At 70.6% G+C, this 18,368-nt stretch carries 18 protein-coding genes; 11 read left to right on the top strand and 7 right to left on the bottom strand.

Going from position 1 to position 18,368, the window contains the following annotated elements; all coding sequences use genetic code 11:
- Nucleotides 1-192, top strand: a 192-nt coding sequence (locus KVT44_RS42330) for a VOC family protein (RefSeq protein WP_302832177.1), incomplete at its 5' end; no start/stop codon positions are given.
- A 1-nt stretch (nucleotide 193) separates the two neighbouring features.
- On the opposite strand, the gene KVT44_RS42325 is transcribed toward KVT44_RS42330, so the two are convergent.
- A complete protein-coding gene (locus KVT44_RS42325; RefSeq protein ID WP_217573243.1) occupies nucleotides 194-1,189 on the bottom strand; it encodes a DUF5937 family protein in 996 nt (331 codons plus the stop codon).
- 172 nt (nucleotides 1,190-1,361) lie between these two features.
- On the opposite strand from KVT44_RS42325, the gene KVT44_RS42320 reads away from it, so the two are divergent.
- On the top strand, nucleotides 1,362-2,585 hold the full coding sequence (locus tag KVT44_RS42320; RefSeq protein ID WP_217573230.1) for an MFS transporter: 1,224 nt from the start codon (nucleotides 1,362-1,364) through the stop codon (nucleotides 2,583-2,585).
- Here the strand turns inward: KVT44_RS42320 and KVT44_RS42315 are convergent.
- Nucleotides 2,543-2,779, bottom strand: a complete 237-nt coding sequence (locus KVT44_RS42315) for a DUF6296 family protein (RefSeq protein ID WP_060900045.1) — start codon at nucleotides 2,777-2,779, stop codon at nucleotides 2,543-2,545. The two genes, KVT44_RS42320 and KVT44_RS42315, sit on opposite strands and share 43 nt — an antisense overlap.
- A gap of 188 nt (nucleotides 2,780-2,967) precedes the next feature.
- Between KVT44_RS42315 and KVT44_RS42310 the strand changes: the two genes are divergently transcribed.
- From KVT44_RS42310 to KVT44_RS42300, 3 genes are all read left to right on the top strand, one after another.
- Nucleotides 2,968-5,673, top strand: a complete 2,706-nt coding sequence (locus KVT44_RS42310) for a SpoIIE family protein phosphatase (protein WP_217573229.1) — start codon at nucleotides 2,968-2,970, stop codon at nucleotides 5,671-5,673.
- 148 nt (nucleotides 5,674-5,821) lie between these two features.
- Entirely contained in the window at nucleotides 5,822-6,280 is a 459-nt protein-coding gene (locus KVT44_RS42305; RefSeq protein WP_075030056.1) for a cyclic nucleotide-binding domain-containing protein, read from the top strand.
- 38 nt (nucleotides 6,281-6,318) lie between these two features.
- Nucleotides 6,319-7,131, top strand: a complete 813-nt coding sequence (locus KVT44_RS42300; RefSeq protein ID WP_217573228.1) for an N-formylglutamate amidohydrolase — start codon at nucleotides 6,319-6,321, stop codon at nucleotides 7,129-7,131.
- On the opposite strand, the gene KVT44_RS42295 is transcribed toward KVT44_RS42300, so the two are convergent.
- Entirely contained in the window at nucleotides 7,121-7,690 is a 570-nt protein-coding gene (locus KVT44_RS42295) for a pyridoxamine 5'-phosphate oxidase family protein (protein ID WP_217573226.1), read from the bottom strand. The genes KVT44_RS42300 and KVT44_RS42295 overlap by 11 nt on opposite strands.
- Before the next feature lie 126 nt (nucleotides 7,691-7,816).
- Between KVT44_RS42295 and KVT44_RS42290 the strand changes: the two genes are divergently transcribed.
- From KVT44_RS42290 to KVT44_RS42270, 5 genes are all read left to right on the top strand, one after another.
- Nucleotides 7,817-8,641 carry an amidohydrolase family protein gene (locus KVT44_RS42290; RefSeq protein WP_217573224.1) on the top strand — a complete coding sequence of 275 codons (825 nt, stop codon included), beginning with the start codon at nucleotides 7,817-7,819 and terminating at the stop codon, nucleotides 8,639-8,641.
- Nucleotides 8,642-8,690: 49 nt separating this feature from the next.
- A complete protein-coding gene (locus KVT44_RS42285) occupies nucleotides 8,691-9,980 on the top strand; it encodes a DUF4032 domain-containing protein (protein WP_217573222.1) in 1,290 nt (429 codons plus the stop codon).
- Nucleotides 9,981-10,055: 75 nt separating this feature from the next.
- Entirely contained in the window at nucleotides 10,056-11,732 is a 1,677-nt protein-coding gene (locus KVT44_RS42280) for an FAD-dependent oxidoreductase (RefSeq protein ID WP_190170587.1), read from the top strand.
- On the top strand, nucleotides 11,729-13,177 hold the full coding sequence (locus KVT44_RS42275; RefSeq protein ID WP_217573220.1) for an ATP-binding protein: 1,449 nt from the start codon (nucleotides 11,729-11,731) through the stop codon (nucleotides 13,175-13,177). The genes KVT44_RS42280 and KVT44_RS42275 overlap by 4 nt, the downstream gene beginning before the upstream one ends.
- Nucleotides 13,174-13,524, top strand: coding sequence for a UBP-type zinc finger domain-containing protein (locus KVT44_RS42270; protein WP_099918828.1), 351 nt, complete (start codon nucleotides 13,174-13,176; stop codon nucleotides 13,522-13,524). The genes KVT44_RS42275 and KVT44_RS42270 overlap by 4 nt, the downstream gene beginning before the upstream one ends.
- Before the next feature lie 55 nt (nucleotides 13,525-13,579).
- Here the strand turns inward: KVT44_RS42270 and KVT44_RS42265 are convergent, their stop codons facing one another.
- Both KVT44_RS42265 and KVT44_RS42260 read right to left on the bottom strand, forming a co-directional pair.
- Nucleotides 13,580-14,080 (bottom strand): VOC family protein, encoded by a 501-nt coding sequence (locus KVT44_RS42265; RefSeq protein ID WP_180292720.1) that lies wholly within the window; start codon nucleotides 14,078-14,080, stop codon nucleotides 13,580-13,582.
- A gap of 150 nt (nucleotides 14,081-14,230) precedes the next feature.
- Nucleotides 14,231-14,716, bottom strand: a complete 486-nt coding sequence (locus tag KVT44_RS42260; protein WP_190170588.1) for a MarR family winged helix-turn-helix transcriptional regulator — start codon at nucleotides 14,714-14,716, stop codon at nucleotides 14,231-14,233.
- Between the two features lie 152 nt (nucleotides 14,717-14,868).
- Between KVT44_RS42260 and KVT44_RS42255 the strand changes: the two genes are divergently transcribed.
- Complete coding sequence (locus KVT44_RS42255; RefSeq protein WP_190170589.1) at nucleotides 14,869-15,495, top strand: isochorismatase family protein; 627 nt, start codon at nucleotides 14,869-14,871, stop codon at nucleotides 15,493-15,495.
- Between the two features lie 157 nt (nucleotides 15,496-15,652).
- On the opposite strand, the gene KVT44_RS42250 is transcribed toward KVT44_RS42255, so the two are convergent.
- Both KVT44_RS42250 and KVT44_RS42245 read right to left on the bottom strand, forming a co-directional pair.
- On the bottom strand, nucleotides 15,653-16,609 hold the full coding sequence (locus tag KVT44_RS42250; RefSeq protein WP_217573218.1) for an aldo/keto reductase: 957 nt from the start codon (nucleotides 16,607-16,609) through the stop codon (nucleotides 15,653-15,655).
- Nucleotides 16,610-16,885: 276 nt separating this feature from the next.
- Entirely contained in the window at nucleotides 16,886-18,346 is a 1,461-nt protein-coding gene (locus KVT44_RS42245; protein ID WP_217573216.1) for a glycoside hydrolase family 76 protein, read from the bottom strand.
- Between the last annotated feature and the right edge of the window lie 22 nt (nucleotides 18,347-18,368).

Genomic DNA, 18,368 nt, shown 5'->3' with positions numbered 1-18,368 from the left:
GAGGCGGCACCCGACCCGACGATCCGGCCGCACTGGCAGATCCACTTCACCGTCGACGACGTCGAGGCCGCCGCCCGTGCCGCGCGCGCCCACGGCGGCACGGCCCACCAGCAGGGCCTCGGCTCGACCGAGGCCATCCTGACCGACCCCGACGGAGCGCACTTCACCGTCACCTGCAAGGGCGCCGGGTAGCTCATCGGGCCCCGGCTGCCAGCGCGTCCCCCAGCGCCGTGCGCTCGTAGAGGACGTACTGCCCCTGTCGGTGCGACACCAGCAGTCCGGCCTCGCGCAGCACCGAGAGGTGGGACGAGACGGACGAGGGGGCCAGACCGTGGCGGTTCGCCAGGGTCGTGGTCGAGGCGGGACCGTCGAGGCCGACGAGGACGGCGGCGCGGTGGGGTCCGAGCAGCCGGGCCAGCGCGGCGGGCGCCTCGGCGGGGGCGGCCCCGGTCGGCGGGCCGCCCGTGCCCCGGGCCGGATAGATCACCGTCGGCTGCCAGGGCCGGGCGAAGCCGCTCACCACGTCCGGCCGTACGAAGACACTGGGCATCAGCAGCACACCCCGCCCGTCGGGCCCCTGCGCCTCCTTCAGGTCGGCGTACCCGCGCAGGGTGAGGGTGTCGTCCGCCCATCCGATCTCCGGGTGCAGGTCGCCGAAGAGTGCCTCGAGTCCGCCGTCCGCCAACTGCCGTGAGCGGTAGGCGATATCAGCCTCGAGGAGAGCCTGGTGGCGGGGCCAGTCCGGGGCGAGCAGCGCGTGCCAGGCCCGCTCGGTGAGGTCGGCGAGGCGTCGCACGGTGCCCGCCGGGTCCTCCAACGCCGCCCGCCCGTACGGCGATGCGGCGGCGCCGGGTGTGCAGGCGAGCGAACGCGCCAGCTCCGTACGGGCCATGACGGGGTCGGTGGCGCGCATCAGGGCCAGCTCCTCGTCGAAGGAGGCGTTCGGCGTCCGCGGCGGCGGTCCGAGGAAGTCCGGGGTGTAACCGCCCTTGCGGGGGATGAACAGCCACAGCTCCGCCAGGTCCAGGCCCACCACGATGTCGCGCACGCGCCGCAGCCAGTCCCGGTGGAAGGCGTGCCGGTCCGGGCGCCGCAGCATGCGCAGCGCCTCGTGCGTCTGGCAGAGCGGGGACACCGCGAACCGGCAGCGCGTCAGATCGTCGGTGCCGAGGTGCAGGGTCAGCGGCAAAACAGTCTCCGACGGGTCTTCGGCCGAGCTCACGGGGTCGGGATGGGCGATTCGGCTCCAGCCGAAAGAGTAGTGGGCCGCGCGGCGACCCCGCAGGCTGGCCCGTGGCCGCGTCCGGCCGCCCGTCCCCCTTCGGCACCCCCTCAACACCCCTTCACAGAAAGGCTCGTGGATGGCGAGCGTTCGTCTCACCGCCTGGCGCAGGGCCGCCGTCGTCGCCGCGCTCATGCTGGCCGCGTTCACCTTCAACACCACGGAGAATCTGCCCGTCGGACTGCTCCCGCTCATCGCGGACGACCTGCGTGTGTCGCTCTCCTCCGTCGGGCTGCTGGTCACCGGGTACGGCCTGACCGTGGCCGTCGTCTCGCTGCCCGTCGCGCACCTGACCCGGTCGATCCCTCGCCGCCATCTGCTGTCGGGCCTGCTGGGGCTGCTCGTGGTGGCCAGCTGGATGTCGGCGCTGAGCGGTGTCTCGTACGGCTTCCTGCTCGCGGCACGGATCGCGACCGCGCTGGCCCAGGCGCTGTTCTGGGCGGTGATGGGTCCGGTCGCCGTGGGGTTGTTCCCACCCGAGCGGCGCGGGCGGGTGATCGGGCTGCTGTCCATCGGGGGCTCGCTCGCCACGGTGCTCGGGGTTCCGGCGGGTACCTGGCTGGGCGGACACAGCGGCTGGCGGGCGCCCTTCGTGGTGCTCGGCGCGCTCGGCCTCGTCGCGCTCGTCGCCGTCGCCGTCCTGCTGCCGACCTCGCGCCCGGACGAGGGGCACGCGGCGTACGGGGCGACTCCCGACGTCCGCCGGTTCGCCGTGGTGCTGGCGACCACCGCGCTGTCGGTCACCGGCGCCTTCGCGGGATTCACGTACGTCGTCGCCTTCCTCGACGAGGTGAGCGGTTTCTCCAGGGATTCGGTGAGCGCCGTACTGCTGGCGTTCGGGGTGGCGGGCATCGCGGGCGTCTCGGCGGCAGGCCCGCTCCTCGACCGCTTCCCGCGCGCAACCCTGACGGTCCCGGTGGCGACCCAGGCCGTGGCGCTGCTCGGGCTGTACCTGGGCGGCGGGCGCAGCCAGGTGGCTGCCGTCGCCCTGCTGATGCTCCTGGGCGCGTCGGTGGGCCCCGTCTTCATGGCCACGCAGAGCCAGGTCCTCCACGTCGCACCCGGGCGCACGGAACTCGCCCTGGCGGCGAACTCGGCCGCCTTCAACGCGGGCGTCGCGGCGGGCGCGCTGACCGGCGGCACCCTGCTCCACGCCGCCGGGGTGCGCGGGACGTTCCTGGTCGGCGGAGTGCTCACGCTCGGCGCCCTGGCCGTGCTGACCTGGCCCGCGACCGGCTCGTCGCGGGCGAGACCGAACGGTCAGGGCAGTGGTTCGGCGGTGGGCACCATCGGCGACTGGTAGCCGCCGCTGGCCAGCATCCGCACTTCCCCGGCCGTGCTGATCTCGGCGCGGAGGATGCCGGTGGGGTCGGAGTACACCGGGTTCCCGCCCGGTCCAAGGGCGTCGGTCCGTTCGACGACCACCTCGTCGGTGATGACGCCGACGCCTGATTCCTGATGGGTGAAGATCAACCGGTAGCGGTCCGGAGTGTGCATGACGACCTCCCGTACCCGAGACAAGCCAGAGTTACATAAGCGGGCAAATCGACCCTCCTCCATGATGCGGCCAGATCAGCCCGACAGCAGCACTCGCCGAGAGACCCGTGCCACGGGCCCCGACCGGCCCCTGTCACACCACGCGCTGCCCCTCGCCTCGGGGCGCCCGGCAGTGTAGACATAGGCACATGGTCCGGCTCTTGGGTCGATCCCGGGCTCGGTCGACCCCTCGCCCAGGCGGTCCGCGCGCGGGGCGCAGACCCGCGTGGGGACCGCGGTCCGCGCTGGGCGGACGCAGCGTCGCGGGCCAGGTGTTCGTGCTGCAAGTGGTGATCGTGCTGCTGCTGATCGTCTCCGCGGTGGTGGCGCTGGTGCTGCAGGTACGGCACGACAGCACACAGGAGGCCCGCAACCGTTCGCTGGCCGTGGCCGAGACGTTCGCCAACGCGCCCGGCACCCGTGAGGCGCTGAGCAGCCCCCACCCCACGCTCGTGCTGCAGCCGCAGGCCGAGGACGCCCGCAAGCAGTCCCACGTGGACTTCATCGTTGTGATGAACACCGACGGGATCCGCTACACCCACCCCAAACCGGACCGGATCGGCAAGAAGTTCGTCGGGAACACCGCCCCCGTGCTGGCCGGCCATTCCATCACCGAGGAGATCAACGGGACCATCGGGCCGCTGGTGCAGGCCACGGTTCCCATCAAGGCGCCCGACGGCAAGGTCGTGGGCATGGTGTCGGCCGGTATCACGACCGCCAACGTGGGCGGGGTCGCGGACCGGCAGTTGCCCCTCCTGCTGGGCGCCGCGGCCGCCGCACTCGCCCTGGCCACCGGGGGTACGGCGCTCGTGAGCCGGCGCCTGCTGCGCCAGACACATGGCCTGGGCCCGTACGAGATGACCCGGATGTACGAGCACCACGACGCGGTGCTGCACGCCGTCCGGGAGGGGGTGATCATCGCCGGCGGCGAGGGACGGCTGCTGCTCGCCAACGACGAGGCACAGCGCCTGCTCGACCTGCCCGCCGACGCCGAGGGGCGGCATGTCCTGGAACTGGGCCTCGAGGCGGACACCGCCGAGCTGCTGGCCTCGGGACGGGTCGCCACGGACGAGGTGCATCTGGTCGGGGACCGGTTGCTGGCCATCAACCAGCGGCCCACGGACCTCCAGGGCGGCCCGCCCGGCAGTGTCGCCACCCTGCGCGACTCGACCGAGCTGCGCGCGCTGTCCGGCCGGGCCGAGGTGGCGCGCGAGCGCCTCAAACTCCTGTACGACATCGGGGTGGGCGTCGGCACCAGTCTGGACGTGACCCGCACCGCCGAGACACTGGCCGAGGTGGCCGTCCCGCGGTTCGCGGACTTCGCGACCGTGGACCTGGCGGACGCCGTACTGAACGGGGAGGAGCCGGACGGCGTCACCGAGCTGCGCCGTACCGCGTACAGCGGCATCCGCAAGGACGCCCCGCTCTACCCGGTGGGCGAGAAGATCCGCTTCATCGCCTCCACTCCCCAGTCCCGGAGCCTGCGCACGGGCCAGGGCGTCGTCGAGCCCGACCTCGAAGGGGCCCCCGGCTGGCTCGCCCAGGACCTGGAACGCACGACGCAGGTGGTGGAGTACGGCATCCACTCGCTGATCACCGTGCCCCTGCGGGTGGGCCCCCTGGTGATGGGCGTCGTCAACTTCTGGCGCTCCCGCAAGCCCGAGCCCTTCGACGAGGAGGAGCTGGCCCTCGCCGAGGAACTGGTCGCGCGGGCCGCCGTGTCCATCGACAACGCGCGCCGCTACACGCGCGAGCACACCATGGCCGTGACGCTGCAGCGCAGTCTGCTGCCGCGCAACCTGCCCGAGCAGGGCGCCCTGGACATCGCCTACCGCTATCTTCCGGCGCAGGCGGGGGTGGGCGGGGACTGGTTCGACGTGCTGCCGCTGTCCGGCGCCCGGGTCGCCGTCGTCGTGGGGGATGTCGTCGGCCACGGACTGCACGCGGCGGCCACGATGGGACGCCTGCGGACCGCCGTCCACAACTTCTCCGCCCTGGACCTGCCGCCCGACGAGATCATCGGGCTCCTCGACGAGCTGGTCGGCCGCATCGACCAGGACGAGGCGTCGGCGGACAGCAGCGCCGCGATCACCGGTGCCACCTGCCTGTACGCCGTCTACGACCCGACCTCCCGGCTCTGCACGGTCGCCCGGGCCGGCCATCCGCCCCCGGCGCTGGTCCGTCCCGACGGCAGCGTGGAGTTCCCCGATGTGCCCGCCGGGCCCCCGCTGGGGCTCGGGGGTCTGCCGTTCGAGACCGCGGAGCTCAAGCTGGAGGAGGGCAGCCGTCTGGTGCTCTACACGGACGGGCTCGTCGAGGACCGGGAACGGGACATCGACGAGGGGCTCGAGCTGCTGCGCGCCGCCCTCACGGCGGTCGACCGGTCACCGGACGACACCTGTCAGGCGGTCCTGGACGCCCTGCTCCCGGACCGTCCGAGCGACGACATCGCCCTGATCGTCGCGGGCACCCGCGCGCTCGGCGCCGAGCACATCGCCGAATGGCAGGTGCCGTCCGAACCGGCGGCCGTGGGGGAGGTACGCGCCTCGGTGACCCGGCAGCTGGCGGAGTGGGGCCTCGACGACATGGCGTTCACCACCGAGCTGATCCTCAGCGAGCTGGTCACGAACGCCATCCGCTACGGCAGTGGCACCATCCAGGTCCGCGTGCTGCGGGACCGCAGCCTGATCTGCGAGGTCTCGGACAACAGCAGCACCTCACCCCGCCTGCGGTACGCGGCCACCACGGACGAGGGCGGACGCGGCCTGTTCCTCGTGGCCCAGCTCGCCGAACGCTGGGGCACCCGGTACACCCCGGCCGGCAAGGTCATCTGGGCCGAACAACCACTGCCCTGAGCGGCTCGCGGCAGGGCGCACGGTCTCGATCCGGCCCCCGGCGCGACGAATTCCGTGGGTGCCGGTCCAATGGAGGTGACGGGATATACCGGTACGACATGTGCCGTCGCGTCCATGGGGCCCTGCGGCGGTGCGATGGAGGTCCGCGATGCCCACTGCTCTCCGGCTGCTGCCCGCCCTCTCCCCCGACCACAGGGAACGGCTGATGTCCCTGGCCCGGGAGGTCTCCTTCCCGGCGGACGGAAAGATCTTCGAGGCAGGGGGAACCGCGGACCGTTTCTGGGTGATCCGCTCCGGAACGGTCTCCCTGTACCAGCGGGTCGTCGGGGAGCGACGCATCTCCGTGGCGACACTGGGGCCCGGCGATCTGCTCGGCTGGTCGTGGCTGTTCCCGCCGCACCACTGGGACTTCGGCGCCGAGGCGTTCAGTCCCGTACGCGCGTACGAGTTCGATGCCGCGGAGGTGCGCACGCTGTGCGACCGGGATCCGGCCCTGGAACTGTCGCTGACCCGGACCATCGCCGCGATCCTCGCGCACCGGCTGGAGACGACCCGGGCGGCCCTGATCGAGCACTACGCGCGCCACGGCGGTGGCAGCGTGCGCTGAGGTGAGCGGTGGGGGCCGGGCTGCGATAGGAATCTCACGTGAACCTGACTCCTGACCGCGACGAGACGTCCTTCGAGCTCCTGCCCGGTGCCCCCGACTCCCCCGTCATCCTGCACGTCCCGCACTCCTCGCGGCGCATTCCGGCGCCGGTGCGCGCCGGCATCGCGCTCGACGACGCCGCGCTGGAGCGGGAGTTGGACCACATCACGGACGCGCACACCGCGGAGCTGGCCGCGGCCGCGGCGCGGGCGGCCGAGGTCACACCATGGCGGTTCGTGAACCGGCTGTCCCGGCTGGTGGTCGATCCCGAACGCTTTCCCGATGAACGGGAGGAGATGCTGTCCGTCGGAATGGGAGCTGTCTACACACGGACGACCCTGCGCACACCGCTGCGGCCCGCCGACATCGACCCGCGGCCACTGATCGAACGCTACTTCCACCCGTACGCGGCGGCCATGACCGCGGCGGTGGCCGACCGGCTCGCCGTCGCCGGGCGGGCGGTGATCGTCGACGTCCACTCGTATCCGTCGGCCCGGCTGCCGTACGAGCTGCACGGCGACGGTCCGCGACCGCAGGTCTGTCTGGGAACCGACTCCTTTCACACGCCGCCCGAGCTGGTCACCCTCGCGGAGAAGGCGTTCGCGGGCCTGAGCGGTGTCGGGATCGACAGCCCGTTCTCCGGCGCGTACGTCCCGCTGCGCTTCTACGAGAGGGAGCCGCGGGTCACCGCCCTGATGGTGGAGATCCGGCGGGACACGTACATGACCGAACCGGGAGGCCCCACGGGCCCGGGGTTCTCACGACTCACCTCGGCGCTGACGGCTCTCGTCGATGCCATGGTCAGCGGGTGAAGCGATAACAGGTCTGGCTGAAATTCTTGCCCCTGCCGAACCCGAAGACGGTGTGGGGCACCACCTCGAAGACCAGGGCGAGGCCCGCGTCCCCGGCTTCCTCCGTCGACGGCGGCGCCGCAGCCGCCGTGGCGGAGTCGAAGGCCCCGTTCCGCACCTCGAAGTGCCACTCCGGGCCGTACTTCGCCTCCCACGCCGCCGCCAGCTCGGCCAGCCGCTTCTGCTCGGTGATCCGGACCGCGTCACCCTCGACCACCAGGTCGGGGCCCTCGCCGTAGGCGTTGGTGCCGGTGGTGAGAACGACGTGCGGGTTGGCGGCGAGGTTCAGCCCCTTGCGCTCCCGCGCCCCGGTGGCGAAGTGGAGCGCCCCGTTCAGCCACACCGACATGAGTGGGGTCACGTGGGGTCGGCCGTCCGGACGTACCGTCGACAGCCAGAAGATCTCGGCCTTCTCCAGGCGGGACGCGGCCTCCGCCCAGGGGGTGGCGGTGGCCCCGGGGGAGCTGTAGCGCGCGTCCAGATCGGTCCGCGGTTCCTGCGTCTGTGCCCGTGTCGGCATGGCGGAGTCCTCTCGGTCCTCGGTCCTCACCCATGGTTCCCGTGAAGCGCTGACTCCGCGCGCGGACCCCTCTAGGGTCGGGATGAGCAATCGCTTAGCCACGAGCCCCGGGGAGGGTACGGGATCATGCCGGTCGTCGACGCGTGGATGCAGCACCCCACACTGCGCCACTCCAACCACGAGATGTTCGAGTCGCTGCGCCGCTGGACCGGCATGGGGCTGCTGGAGGAGCCGCTTCCGGTGAAGGTCACGATGGCGGCGCTCGCGGCTGCCGACGTGGAGATCGGGCTGTCCTCGGCCTGGTACGGGCCGCAGGGGCCCCTCATCGACAACGACGAGGTCGCCGAGTTCGTCGCCCGGTCCGAAGGACGGCTGCGCGGGGTCGCGGGCGTGGACCTGACCCAGCCCGTCGCGGCCGTGCGGGAGCTGCGGCGGGCCGTCCAGGAACTGGGCTTCGTGGCCCTCAGGATCGTGCCGTGGCTGTGGCAGCTGCCGCCCACCGACCGGCTCTACTACCCGCTGTACACCGCCTGCGTCGAGCTCGGCATCCCGTTCTGCACCCAGGTCGGACACACCGGACCGCTGCGCCCCTCGGAAACGGGCCGGCCGATCCCGTACATCGACCAGGTCGCGCTGGACTTCCCCGAGCTGACCATCGTCTGCGGGCACATCGGCTACCCGTGGACCACGGAGATGATCTCGGTGGCCGACAAACACGCCAACATCCACATCGACACCAGCGCCTACACCGCCCGCCGCTACCCGACCGAACTGGTCGACTATCTGCGCGGCCGGGGACGGCGCAAGGTCCTCTTCGGCTCCAACTACCCCATGATCACGCCGAGTCAGGCCCTGGAACACCTCCCTGACCTGCGCCTCGACGCAGAGACCACCGAGTTGTTCCTGTCGGGCAACGCCCGCCGCGTCTTCCGCCTCGGGGATCATTCGTAGATGCTGGGGCCAGGTACACGTTCGACCCCGAGGTGAGGGCAGCCCGTCGATGGCTTTGCAGATCAGCGCCACCAACCCGGAGCACCCCGCGCTCCTGCTCGAACTGCCCTGGCAACTGCCACTGGAAGAGTGGCCGGAGCACTACCTGGTCCCGCTCCCCCGCGGCATCTCACGGCACGTGGTGCGCTACGCGCGTGCCGGGACCGAGGTCGTGGCCGTCAAGGAGCTGGCCGAGCGGCCCGCCCTGCGCGAGTACGAACTGCTGCGCAGCCTGGACCGGCTCTCCATCCCCGCCGTAGACCCGCTCGCCGTGGTCACCGGGCGCACCGACGGCGAGGGCGGCCCGCTGGAGCCCGTCCTCATCACCCGGCACCTGGGCGGCTCGATGCCGTACCGGTCGATGTTCGAGACGACCATGCGGCCCGCCACCATGCACCGCCTCATGGACGCGCTGGCGGTGCTGCTGGTGCGGCTGCATCTGGCGGGGTTCGCGTGGGGCGACTGCTCGCTGTCGAACACGCTGTTCCGGCGCGACGCCGGAGCGTACGCGGCATATCTCGTGGACGCCGAGACCGGGGAGCTGCACCCGCAACTGAGCAATGGGCAACGGGAGTACGACCTCGACCTCGCCCGCGTCAACATCAGTGGGGAGCTGCTGGACCTGGAGGCGGCGGGGGCCCTCCACCCCTCCGTCGACCCGATCGAGTTCGGCATGGAGATCTGCGCGCGGTACCAGAGCCTGTGGGACGAGCTGACCCGCACGTCCGTCTACCCGGCGGGCAAGCACCACTACATCGACCGGCGGATCCGCCGCCTGAACGACCTCGGTTTCGACGTCGCCGAGATGCAGATCGCGCACTCCTCGAACGGGGACACGGTGACCTTCGTGCCGAAGGTCGTCGACGCGGGCCACCACCAGCGCCAGCTGTTGCGGCTGACCGGGCTCGACGCCGAGGAGAACCAGGCGCGCCGCCTCCTGAACGACCTGGAGAGCTGGATGGCCACCCAGGACGACTACGCGCCCGGCGACCCTCCCCCAAGCTCTCGGCTTCGCTCGAGCAGGGGGTACCCCCATGCCGCCCGCCCGGAGGTCCTCGCCCACCGCTGGGTGCGAGACGTGTTCCGGCCGACCGTCCGGGCGGTGCCGCTGGACCTGCGCGGCTCCATGGACCCGGCCGAGATCTACCACGAGCTCCTCGAACACCGCTGGTACCTGTCCGAGCAGGCCCAGCACGACATCGGCCTGGACACCGCCGTGGAGGACTACGTCACCAACATCCTCCCCAAGATGCGGGAGTCCCTGCTGCCACCGGCCGAGGCCCCCACAGAGCACGCGTGAAGCGGTTCCAGAGCGAAGGCGAGCGTTCGTACATACGATTGAGGACGACACTGTCCTGCTCGGGGTGGGAGACGTATGGCACAGGCCGCCGCTACAGCGCGGACCGTCATTCTGACCGTGGATGACGATCCCGGGGTGTCGCGCGCCGTGGCGCGCGACCTCAGGCGCCGCTACGGCGAGTCGCACCGGATCGTGCGCGCGGAGTCCGGGGAGACCGCGCTGGACGCGCTCAAGGAGCTGAAGCTGCGGGGCGACCAGGTGGCGGTGATCCTCGCCGACTACCGGATGCCACAGATGAACGGCATCGAGTTCCTGGAACAGGCGCTCGACGTGTACCCCGGCGCACGCCGGGTGCTGCTGACCGCGTACGCGGACACGAACGCGGCGATCGACGCGATCAACGTGATCGATCTGGACCACTATCTGCTCAAGCCGTGGGATCCGCCCGAGGAGAAGCTCTATCCGGTCCTGGACGATCTGCTGGACGCCTGGCGGACCAGCGACTACCGGCCCGTGCCGACCTGCAAGGTGGTCGGGCACCGGTGGTCGGCGCGCTCCTCGGACGTACGGGAGTTCCTGGCCCGCAACCAGGTGCCGTACCGCTGGTACTCGTCCGACACGCCGGAGGGGCAGCGGCTGCTGTCCGCGGCCGGTCAGGACGGGGAGCGGCTGCCGCTGGTGATCACGCCGGACGGTACACCGCTGGTCGAGCCCGCGGACCCGGATCTCGCGGCGCAGGTCGGCCTTGCCACGACGCCGACGTCGGAGTTCTACGACCTCGTCGTCATCGGCGGCGGTCCGGCCGGACTCGGAGCCGCCGTGTACGGCGCGTCCGAGGGGCTGCGGACCGTGCTCGTGGAGCGCTCGGCGACCGGTGGGCAGGCCGGGCAGAGCTCGCGCATCGAGAACTACCTCGGCTTCCCGGACGGGGTGTCCGGGGGCCAGCTCACGGACCGGGCGCGGCGGCAGGCGGCTAAGTTCGGCGCCGAGATCCTCACCGCGCGCGAGGTGACCGGCCTCGAGGTCACCGGAGCGTCCCGCACCATCCGTTTCTCGGACGGCTCGGCGATCTCCGCGCACGCGGTGATCCTGGCGACCGGTGTCTCGTACCGGCAGTTGCAGGCGCCCGGGCTGGCCGACCTCACCGGATGCGGCGTCTTCTACGGTTCGGCGCTGACCGAGGCGGCCGCCTGCCAGGGCCACGACGTGTACATCGTGGGCGGGGCGAACTCGGCCGGGCAGGCCGCCATGTACCTGTCGCGCGGCGCGAAGTCGGTCACCCTCCTCGTACGGGGAACGTCGTTGGCCGCCTCGATGTCGCACTATCTGATCCAGCAGATCGAGGAGGCGCCCAACATCACGGTGCGCACCTGCACGGTCGTCGACGCGGCGCACGGCACGGACCATCTGGAGCAGCTCACCCTGCGGGACGTGACGAGCGGGCACACCGAACTCGTCGACGCGCAGTGGATGTTCGTGTTCATCGGCGCGGCCCCGCTCACCGACTGGCTGGAGGGAACCGTGCTGCGGGACGGGCGCGGATTCATCCCGGCGGGTCCCGACATGACCATCGACGGGCAGCCGCCGAAGGGCTGGGAACTGGACCGGCCGCCGTACCACCTGGAGACCAATATTCCCGGCGTGTTCGTGGCCGGGGACGCGCGTGCCGAGTCCGCGAAGCGGGTCGCTTCCGCGGTCGGAGAGGGAGCCATGGCCGTCATGCTCGTCCACCGTTATCTGGAGCAGTCATGAGCGGGCGGCCGATGCCGTGCGACATGGCGGAACTGAGCACGCTGTTCCTGTTCGAGAAGCTGGACGCGGACCAGCTGGGGCGGCTGTGCCGGGAAGGCCGGGTGGAGGAGTTCGACCCGGGTCCCGTCTACACCGAGGGCGATCCGGCCACCTGCTTCTTCGTGCTCCTCGAAGGCACCCTGGTGATGTCGCGCCGGGTCGGGGGCGACGACGTGGAGACCACCCGCAGCTCCCAGCGCGGGGTGTACGCGGGGGCCACCCAGGCCTATGTGAGCGGGCCGGACCAGGCGAGCTACAGGGGCTCCTTGCGCGTCACCGTGCCCTCCCGGTTCTTCATCCTGCCCGCCGAGACCTTCTCCTCGATCATGCGGGACTGGTTCCCCATGGCCGTACACCTGCTGGAAGGGCTGTTCTACGGCACCCAGAACGCCCAGCGGACCATCGGGCAGCGCGAACGACTGCTGGCGCTCGGTTCGCTGTCGGCCGGGCTGACGCATGAGCTCAACAATCCGGCCGCGGCGGCGGTCCGGGCCACCTCCGCGCTGCGGGAGCGGGTCGCGAAGATGCGGCAGAAGCTCGGCGCGATCGCCGCGGGCCCCTACAAACGGGACACTCTGGAAATCCTGGTCGAGATCCAGGAGCGCACCGCCGAGCAGGTCGCCAAGGCCACGCCGCTGAGCCCGCTGGAGACCTCCGACCGGGAGGACGCGCTCGCCGACTGGCTGGACGACCACGACATCGCGGGCGGCTGGCAGATCGCGCCGACGTTCGTGCAGGCGGGGCTCGACACGGACTGGTTGGACCAGGTCGCGGCGGCCGTGGACGAGGAGACGCTCCAGGGCGCGGTCCATTGGCTGAACTACACCGTGGAGACCGAGCTCCTCATGAACGAGATCGAGGATTCCACGACCCGTATCACGCACCTCGTGGACGCGGCCAAACAGTACTCGCAGCTCGACCGCGCGCCGTATCAGGTCGTCGATGTCCACGAACTCCTGGACAGCACGCTGATGATGCTCTCCGGGAAGATCGGCTCCGGCGTCAAGGTCGTCAAGGAGTTCGACCGTACACTGCCGAAGATCCCCGCGTATCCGGGCGAGTTGAACCAGGTATGGACGAACCTCGTCGACAACGCCGTCTCGGCGATGGATGGCGAGGGGACCCTGACCGTGCGCACCGCACTCGACCACGACGACCTGCTCGTCGAGTTCCGCGACACCGGTCCCGGGGTACCGCCCGAGATCCGCGACCGCATCTTCGACCCGTTCTTCACCACCAAGCCGGTCGGTGAGGGGACGGGGCTCGGTCTGGACATCTCGTTTCGGATTGTTGTCAACAAGCACCACGGGAGTCTTCACGTGGAGTCCGTCCCGGGCGACACCCGTTTCCAGGTGCGCCTTCCACTGACCGCAGCGGACACCGAAACACCCGAGGAGTCTTCATGAGCCTGCCCGCCGGAATCGACCCGAGCGTCCCGCCGAGCGGTCCGGGGTGCGGGGACTGCGACGCCACCGGCGGCTGGTGGTTCCACCTGCGCCGCTGTGCGCAGTGCGGCCACATCGGCTGCTGCGACGACTCGCCGGCCAAGCACGCAACCGCGCACGCGCGGAGCACCGGCCATCCCATCATCCGCAGTTTCGAACCCGGCGAGGCCTGGTTCTGGAACTTCGACACGTCCGAGCTGTACGAGTCCGGCCCGGACCTCGCTCCCCCGCTGAGCCACCCCGCGGACCAGCCGACACCGGGTCCCGCGGGGCGGGTGCCGGCGAACTGGGCGAGCACGCTGGGCTGACCTGTCGGCCCGTACCTTCAGCCCCGTGCCCTCGGCCCCGTACTTTCAGCGGACGTCAGCGCACGGAGTTGCCGTACATCTCGCCCAAGGGCTCGGCGAGGAGTTCGACGCGGGCGCCGTCGGGGTCGCGGAAGTAGAGCGAAGTGCCGCTCTCCTCCTCGTAGTCGACCCCGGCGGCGTCGAGCCGTTCGCGCAGCCGCTGCCAGGTAGTGGGGTCGACGGAGATGGCCAGGTGGTGCAGTCCACCGAGCACCTCGGCGTAGGGGCCTAGGTCGAGGCCGGGGAAGTCGAAGAAGGCCAGCAGGTTGCCGTTGCCGACGTCGAAGAAGAAGTGGGTGGAACCCTTGTAGTCGCGGTTCTCGATCACCTCGGTGAGCGGGAACTCCAGGATGCCCTGGTAGAAGCGGACGGTCCGCTCGACGTCGGCGGAGAGCAGCGCCACGTGGTGCACTCCGCGTGCGGAACTCGCCGGCCTGTCCGAGGCCAGATGCGTGTCGCGGATGCGCGTACGCTCCGCCTCGATCGCCGCGAGGTCCAGGGGCTGCAGCGCACTCATGGGAAACTCCGTTCGCCCTTCAACCACTTTGTCCCCACTCTAGACCTCGCGACCGCACGGGGGCCACCGGTCGGTGGCGGCCACGGGGTGCTCGGCCGGTCACCCCGGGGTACCGAAGCCGAACCAGCGTCACTGGTCACCCGGTCGCCCTCACCGCGCCCTCGCGCCTCGGCTGTCGTGCTGGATCTCGCGTTGGATCTCGCGTTGGAGATCGGCCACGCGATGGAGAGCGGTCTTGAAGGCGGCGTACTCCTGCTGACCCAGTGCCTTCGCGTGGCGTTCCTCGATCGTGCGCATGATGGAGACGGCGGCCTCCATCTGGAGCAGCCCGCGTTCGGTGGGGCAGATCAGTTTGGCGCGGCGGTCCCCGGGGTCGGGTTTGCGTTCGACGTAACCCAGGCGTTCAAGGTCGTCGACGAGTGAGCCGATGACCTGCTTGTGCTGTCCGGAGACGCGGGCGAGTTCGCTGGCACGGATGCCGTCGGCACGCAGGTAGGCGAGGACGGCGCCGGCCCGGGGCTGGATGTCGTCGAAGCCCTGCTCGGCGAGCGCGGTGAACAGCTCACGCTGAACGGAGAAGAGGACCTGGGCGGCGAGTACGCCGAGGTCCGGTTCCGCGGTCTGGTGCTCGCTCAACGTCTCTCCCGTCTTGGCGGTCGTCCGCCACTGTGCTGTGTGACCGGCGCTTGCGCTCGGGGGGACCGAGGTATAGCTTCGAATTGTCACTAAAACTGACTATCAACTTTAGTGACCAACAAGCTGTGGCTCAACCCTCAAAGGAGCGGACGATGAGCGAGCGCAGCAATTTCTTGGAATCGATCACCCGGGACAACGCCGCCGTGGTGCTGGTCGACCACCAGGTAGGCCTGCTGTCCGGCGTCCGGGACATCCCGGTGGGCGAGCTGAAGCACAACGTGGTGGCGCTGGCACGGGCGGCGACCGTGTTGGACATCCCGCTGGTCGTCACCACCACCGCGGCCGAGAGCATGTGGGGGCCGACCACCCCCGAGCTGGTCGAGGCACTGCCGGCCGGACTGAAGATCATCGACCGCAGCACGGTCAATGCCTGGCACGACGACCGCGTCCGTGAGGCCATCGAGGCCACCGGCCGGCAGAAGCTGATCTTCGCCGGGGTGTCGCTCGAGGTGTGCGCGGCACTGCCCGCGATCTCCGCGACGGCTGCCGGCCATGACGCGTATGTCGCCGTGGACGCCTCCGGCACCTTCAGCCAGGCCAAGCGGGAGGCCGGACTGCTGCGCATACAGCAGGCGGGCGTCGTCGTCAGCGACTACGCCACCCTCATGGTCGAGGCCCTGGCCGACAACGCCGCCCCCGAGTCCGGCGCCGTCTACGCCGCCCTCGACATGCCGTTCGCCGTCCTGGTCGGCCAGATCTCCGCGGCCTACCAGGCCTAGGTCCGGTCCGGTCCGGTCCGGTCCGGCGGATCATGCCTGGGCCGCGGGGTCCGCACAAGTTGCGCTGCGCGGTGACGTGCCGGTCTCCGGTCTCTCGACGCCTGTCGTAGGGGGCTCTGGCGCCAGGCGATTCGTGGGCGACTGCTGACGGACGCTCTCAGTCCGAGCGGTGGCCGGTGGAACGGATTTCGGCCGGCGGCGGGCTACTGTGCGCGGCTGGCCGCAGCGAGGTGAGGCGCACCATCTCCTCCTCCGAGAGCCGCAGCGCGCCGGCCGCCACGTTCTGCGCGAGGTGGTCCGGATCACCGGTGCCCGGGATCGCCAGCACGTGCGGCCCCTGCCGCAAGGTCCAGGCCAGCCGGACCTGCGCGACGGACACACCGTGCGCGCGGGCGACGGCGCGCACCGCCTCGCTGTCACCGGAGGCCGGACCCGCCTCCCGCCCGGAACCGGCGATCGAGAAGAACGCGACGAAGGCGAGGCCGAGTTCACCACAGAGCCGCAGGAGAGCCCGGTCCTCGCTCAACTCACCGATCCCGTAAGGGTTCTGCACGCAGACGACCGGGGCGATGGCGAGAGCCTCGGCCAGTTGCTCGGACGTGACGTTGGAGATACCGAGGTGGCGGATCAGCCCGGCATCGCGCAGTCCGGCCAACGCGCCGAAGTGCTCGCCGATCGAACCGGCCCGCCGACTCGGCGGCACGCGCAGGTTCACCACGTCCAGGTGATCGCGGCCGAGTTGGCACAGGTTCTCCTCGACCTGGCCGCGCAACTGCGCCGGTGTGGCCCACCACCACGCGCCCGAGGGATCACGGCCCGGCCAGACCTTGGTGGTGATGACCAGATCCTCCGGGTACGGCGCCAGCGCCCGGTTGATCAGCTCGTTCGCGGAGCGCGTCGCCGAGAAGTAGAACGCGGCGGTGTCGATGTGGTTCACGCCCAGCTCGATCGCCCGCCGGAGCACGTCGATCGACCGTGCGCGGTCGCGCGGCACGCCGCGGTCGAAGGGCGCGGTCCCGGTCAGGCGCATCGCGCCGAACCCGACGCGGTTGACGGTCAGATCACCGAGTCGCCAAGTACCTGTGGCTGCCGCGGTGTTCGTCCGTGGGCCCATGACATGGATCTCCTCTTGCGGGATGGGAACTGGGAACCGATGGGCGGCGCGGCGCGTTCAGGTCACTCGGCGCGTGAGTACCTTCGAAGCGGGTCCGCCGGTGCCGGGTCAGGCTGGACCCGGCCATGAAAAAAGCCTCCTCGGCGGATCGGAGTCCGCGCCGAGAAGGCTCACGTGATGCCCAGCATCTTAGCAACGCGGACGGGGCATCCACCAACAGGTCATCGGTACCCTGCAAAATCTCCCAGGAGGGCGGCGCCGGTCGGCGACGACCGGTCAGGACGCCGCGTTCATCACGTCGAGTGCGCTCTGCTGGCGGGCGGCGTCCGTGGAGTCGATCGGCCCGGCCCAGTGCAATCCGTACGCGTCGAGGGCGTTGCGGTCGTTGGCGTAGGCGGAGTCGGCCTGCCGCGCGAGGTACGAGGTGTAGGGGCGGTCGGACAACTGGGCGTTGAAGGCGCTCAGACCGCGGACGTAGGCACCCTTGAAGGTCGGCCCGTCGGCCCCGCAGCCGTTCGTCTCACACGGCTCGCGCAGGATTCCGCCGGAGTTCAGCGATGCGGAGGTGGTCGAGGCGTCACCGATCTGGCGGCCGGTGGTCAGCAGGGCCGAGTCCCCCGTCGCGCGGTACAGCTCGGCCAGTCCGCCGAGGAGTACGCCCTGGTTGTACGACCATGCCGTGGACCCGTTGTTGCGACAGGTCGACAGGTCGATGCCGTCGTTGACCAGGTGCGAACTGTTGATCATGCCGGTGCCCTTGAACCACGACCACTCCGCGTTCGCCCGGCCCAGATAGACCGAGTCGGCGCCGATGCGGTTGTGCAGGGCGGCGTTCAGCTCCAGGTAGAGGGAGTTGGCGATGGCGTTCTTGTACGTCTTCGCCGTGCTCCACCACACCCCGCCGCCGCACGTCGAGTCCCAGTACCGCGCCATGTAGTCCGCGTCGGCGCGGGCGGTGTTGAGATAGCGGCTGTCGCCGGTCAGGTCGTACGCGGCGACCCAGGCGAGCCCCCACCAGCCCGTGTCGTCGATGTAGTCGTTGCGGAACTGGCCGCCCTGGGACCCCAGTTGACGGTCATAGGTGTTCGCGATGGCGTACTTGTAGCTGGGCATTCCGGTGACGCGGATGTTGTTGATGATCGCGGTCAGGGCATTGGCGGAGTTCCACCAACCGGTGGTGTCGAACAGGCCGGTGGAGTTGTTGTACGACTGCATCAGCGCGGTCGCCGCCGCCGTGGGGCGGCTGTACGCGTTCCAGGTGGTACGGGCCCATGCCGTGCAGGCGATCTCGGCCCGGTCCCCCGCCTTGCCGCAGGCCCGCAGCGCGCCGACGCCGTTGTTGTTCCAGTCGTCGACGTTGTACATAAGGGTGCGCCAACCCCCTTGTCCTGAGGGGATGGTGGTGTCACCGAGCTTGCTCCCCGAGCTCCAGGTGCGGCCGCCGTCGAAGGAGCGGTCGAGCCAGACCTCGTCGGTCGGGCTGCCGTTGGTGATCGAGGCCCAGCCCATCGCGTCGGTGTCGTTGAAGTGCAGGGCGAGGGTGCGGGAGTAGATGGTGGCGGTGACCGGCTGCCGGTCCCCCGGGGACAGGGCCGGGTCGCGGCCGTCGCAGTACTTGTTGCAGATCGTCGCCTCGGGGGCGGCGGTCGCGACGCCGCCGGTGACCGTGATCAGGAGGGTCAGCGTCGCGATCAGACCGGTCCCGATGCTCCGGACATGTCTTGCCGTTGAGTTCATGTCAGCTCCGTGGGCGTGGGGG

Source organism: Streptomyces sp. GbtcB7 (assembly GCF_019091445.1).
Classification (GTDB): Bacteria; Actinomycetota; Actinomycetes; order Streptomycetales; family Streptomycetaceae; genus Streptomyces; species Streptomyces mirabilis.
This window is presented reverse-complemented; position numbering and strand designations above follow the sequence as displayed.

What these genes read in the sequence shown, in the direction of transcription:
- KVT44_RS42320 (WP_217573230.1), top strand. Translation starts at nt 1,362, where the DNA reads ATGGCGAGCGTTCGTCTCACCGCCTGGCGCAGGGCCGCCGTCGTCGCC.
- KVT44_RS42315 (WP_060900045.1), bottom strand. Translation starts at nt 2,779, where the DNA reads ATGCACACTCCGGACCGCTACCGGTTGATCTTCACCCATCAGGAATCA.
- KVT44_RS42310 (WP_217573229.1), top strand. Translation starts at nt 2,968, where the DNA reads ATGGTCCGGCTCTTGGGTCGATCCCGGGCTCGGTCGACCCCTCGCCCA.
- KVT44_RS42305 (WP_075030056.1), top strand. Translation starts at nt 5,822, where the DNA reads ATGCCCACTGCTCTCCGGCTGCTGCCCGCCCTCTCCCCCGACCACAGG.
- KVT44_RS42295 (WP_217573226.1), bottom strand. Translation starts at nt 7,690, where the DNA reads ATGCCGACACGGGCACAGACGCAGGAACCGCGGACCGATCTGGACGCG.
- KVT44_RS42290 (WP_217573224.1), top strand. Translation starts at nt 7,817, where the DNA reads ATGCCGGTCGTCGACGCGTGGATGCAGCACCCCACACTGCGCCACTCC.
- KVT44_RS42285 (WP_217573222.1), top strand. Translation starts at nt 8,691, where the DNA reads ATGGCTTTGCAGATCAGCGCCACCAACCCGGAGCACCCCGCGCTCCTG.
- KVT44_RS42280 (WP_190170587.1), top strand. Translation starts at nt 10,056, where the DNA reads ATGGCACAGGCCGCCGCTACAGCGCGGACCGTCATTCTGACCGTGGAT.
- KVT44_RS42275 (WP_217573220.1), top strand. Translation starts at nt 11,729, where the DNA reads ATGAGCGGGCGGCCGATGCCGTGCGACATGGCGGAACTGAGCACGCTG.
- KVT44_RS42270 (WP_099918828.1), top strand. Translation starts at nt 13,174, where the DNA reads ATGAGCCTGCCCGCCGGAATCGACCCGAGCGTCCCGCCGAGCGGTCCG.
- KVT44_RS42265 (WP_180292720.1), bottom strand. Translation starts at nt 14,080, where the DNA reads ATGAGTGCGCTGCAGCCCCTGGACCTCGCGGCGATCGAGGCGGAGCGT.
- KVT44_RS42255 (WP_190170589.1), top strand. Translation starts at nt 14,869, where the DNA reads ATGAGCGAGCGCAGCAATTTCTTGGAATCGATCACCCGGGACAACGCC.
- KVT44_RS42250 (WP_217573218.1), bottom strand. Translation starts at nt 16,609, where the DNA reads ATGGGCCCACGGACGAACACCGCGGCAGCCACAGGTACTTGGCGACTC.
- KVT44_RS42245 (WP_217573216.1), bottom strand. Translation starts at nt 18,346, where the DNA reads ATGAACTCAACGGCAAGACATGTCCGGAGCATCGGGACCGGTCTGATC.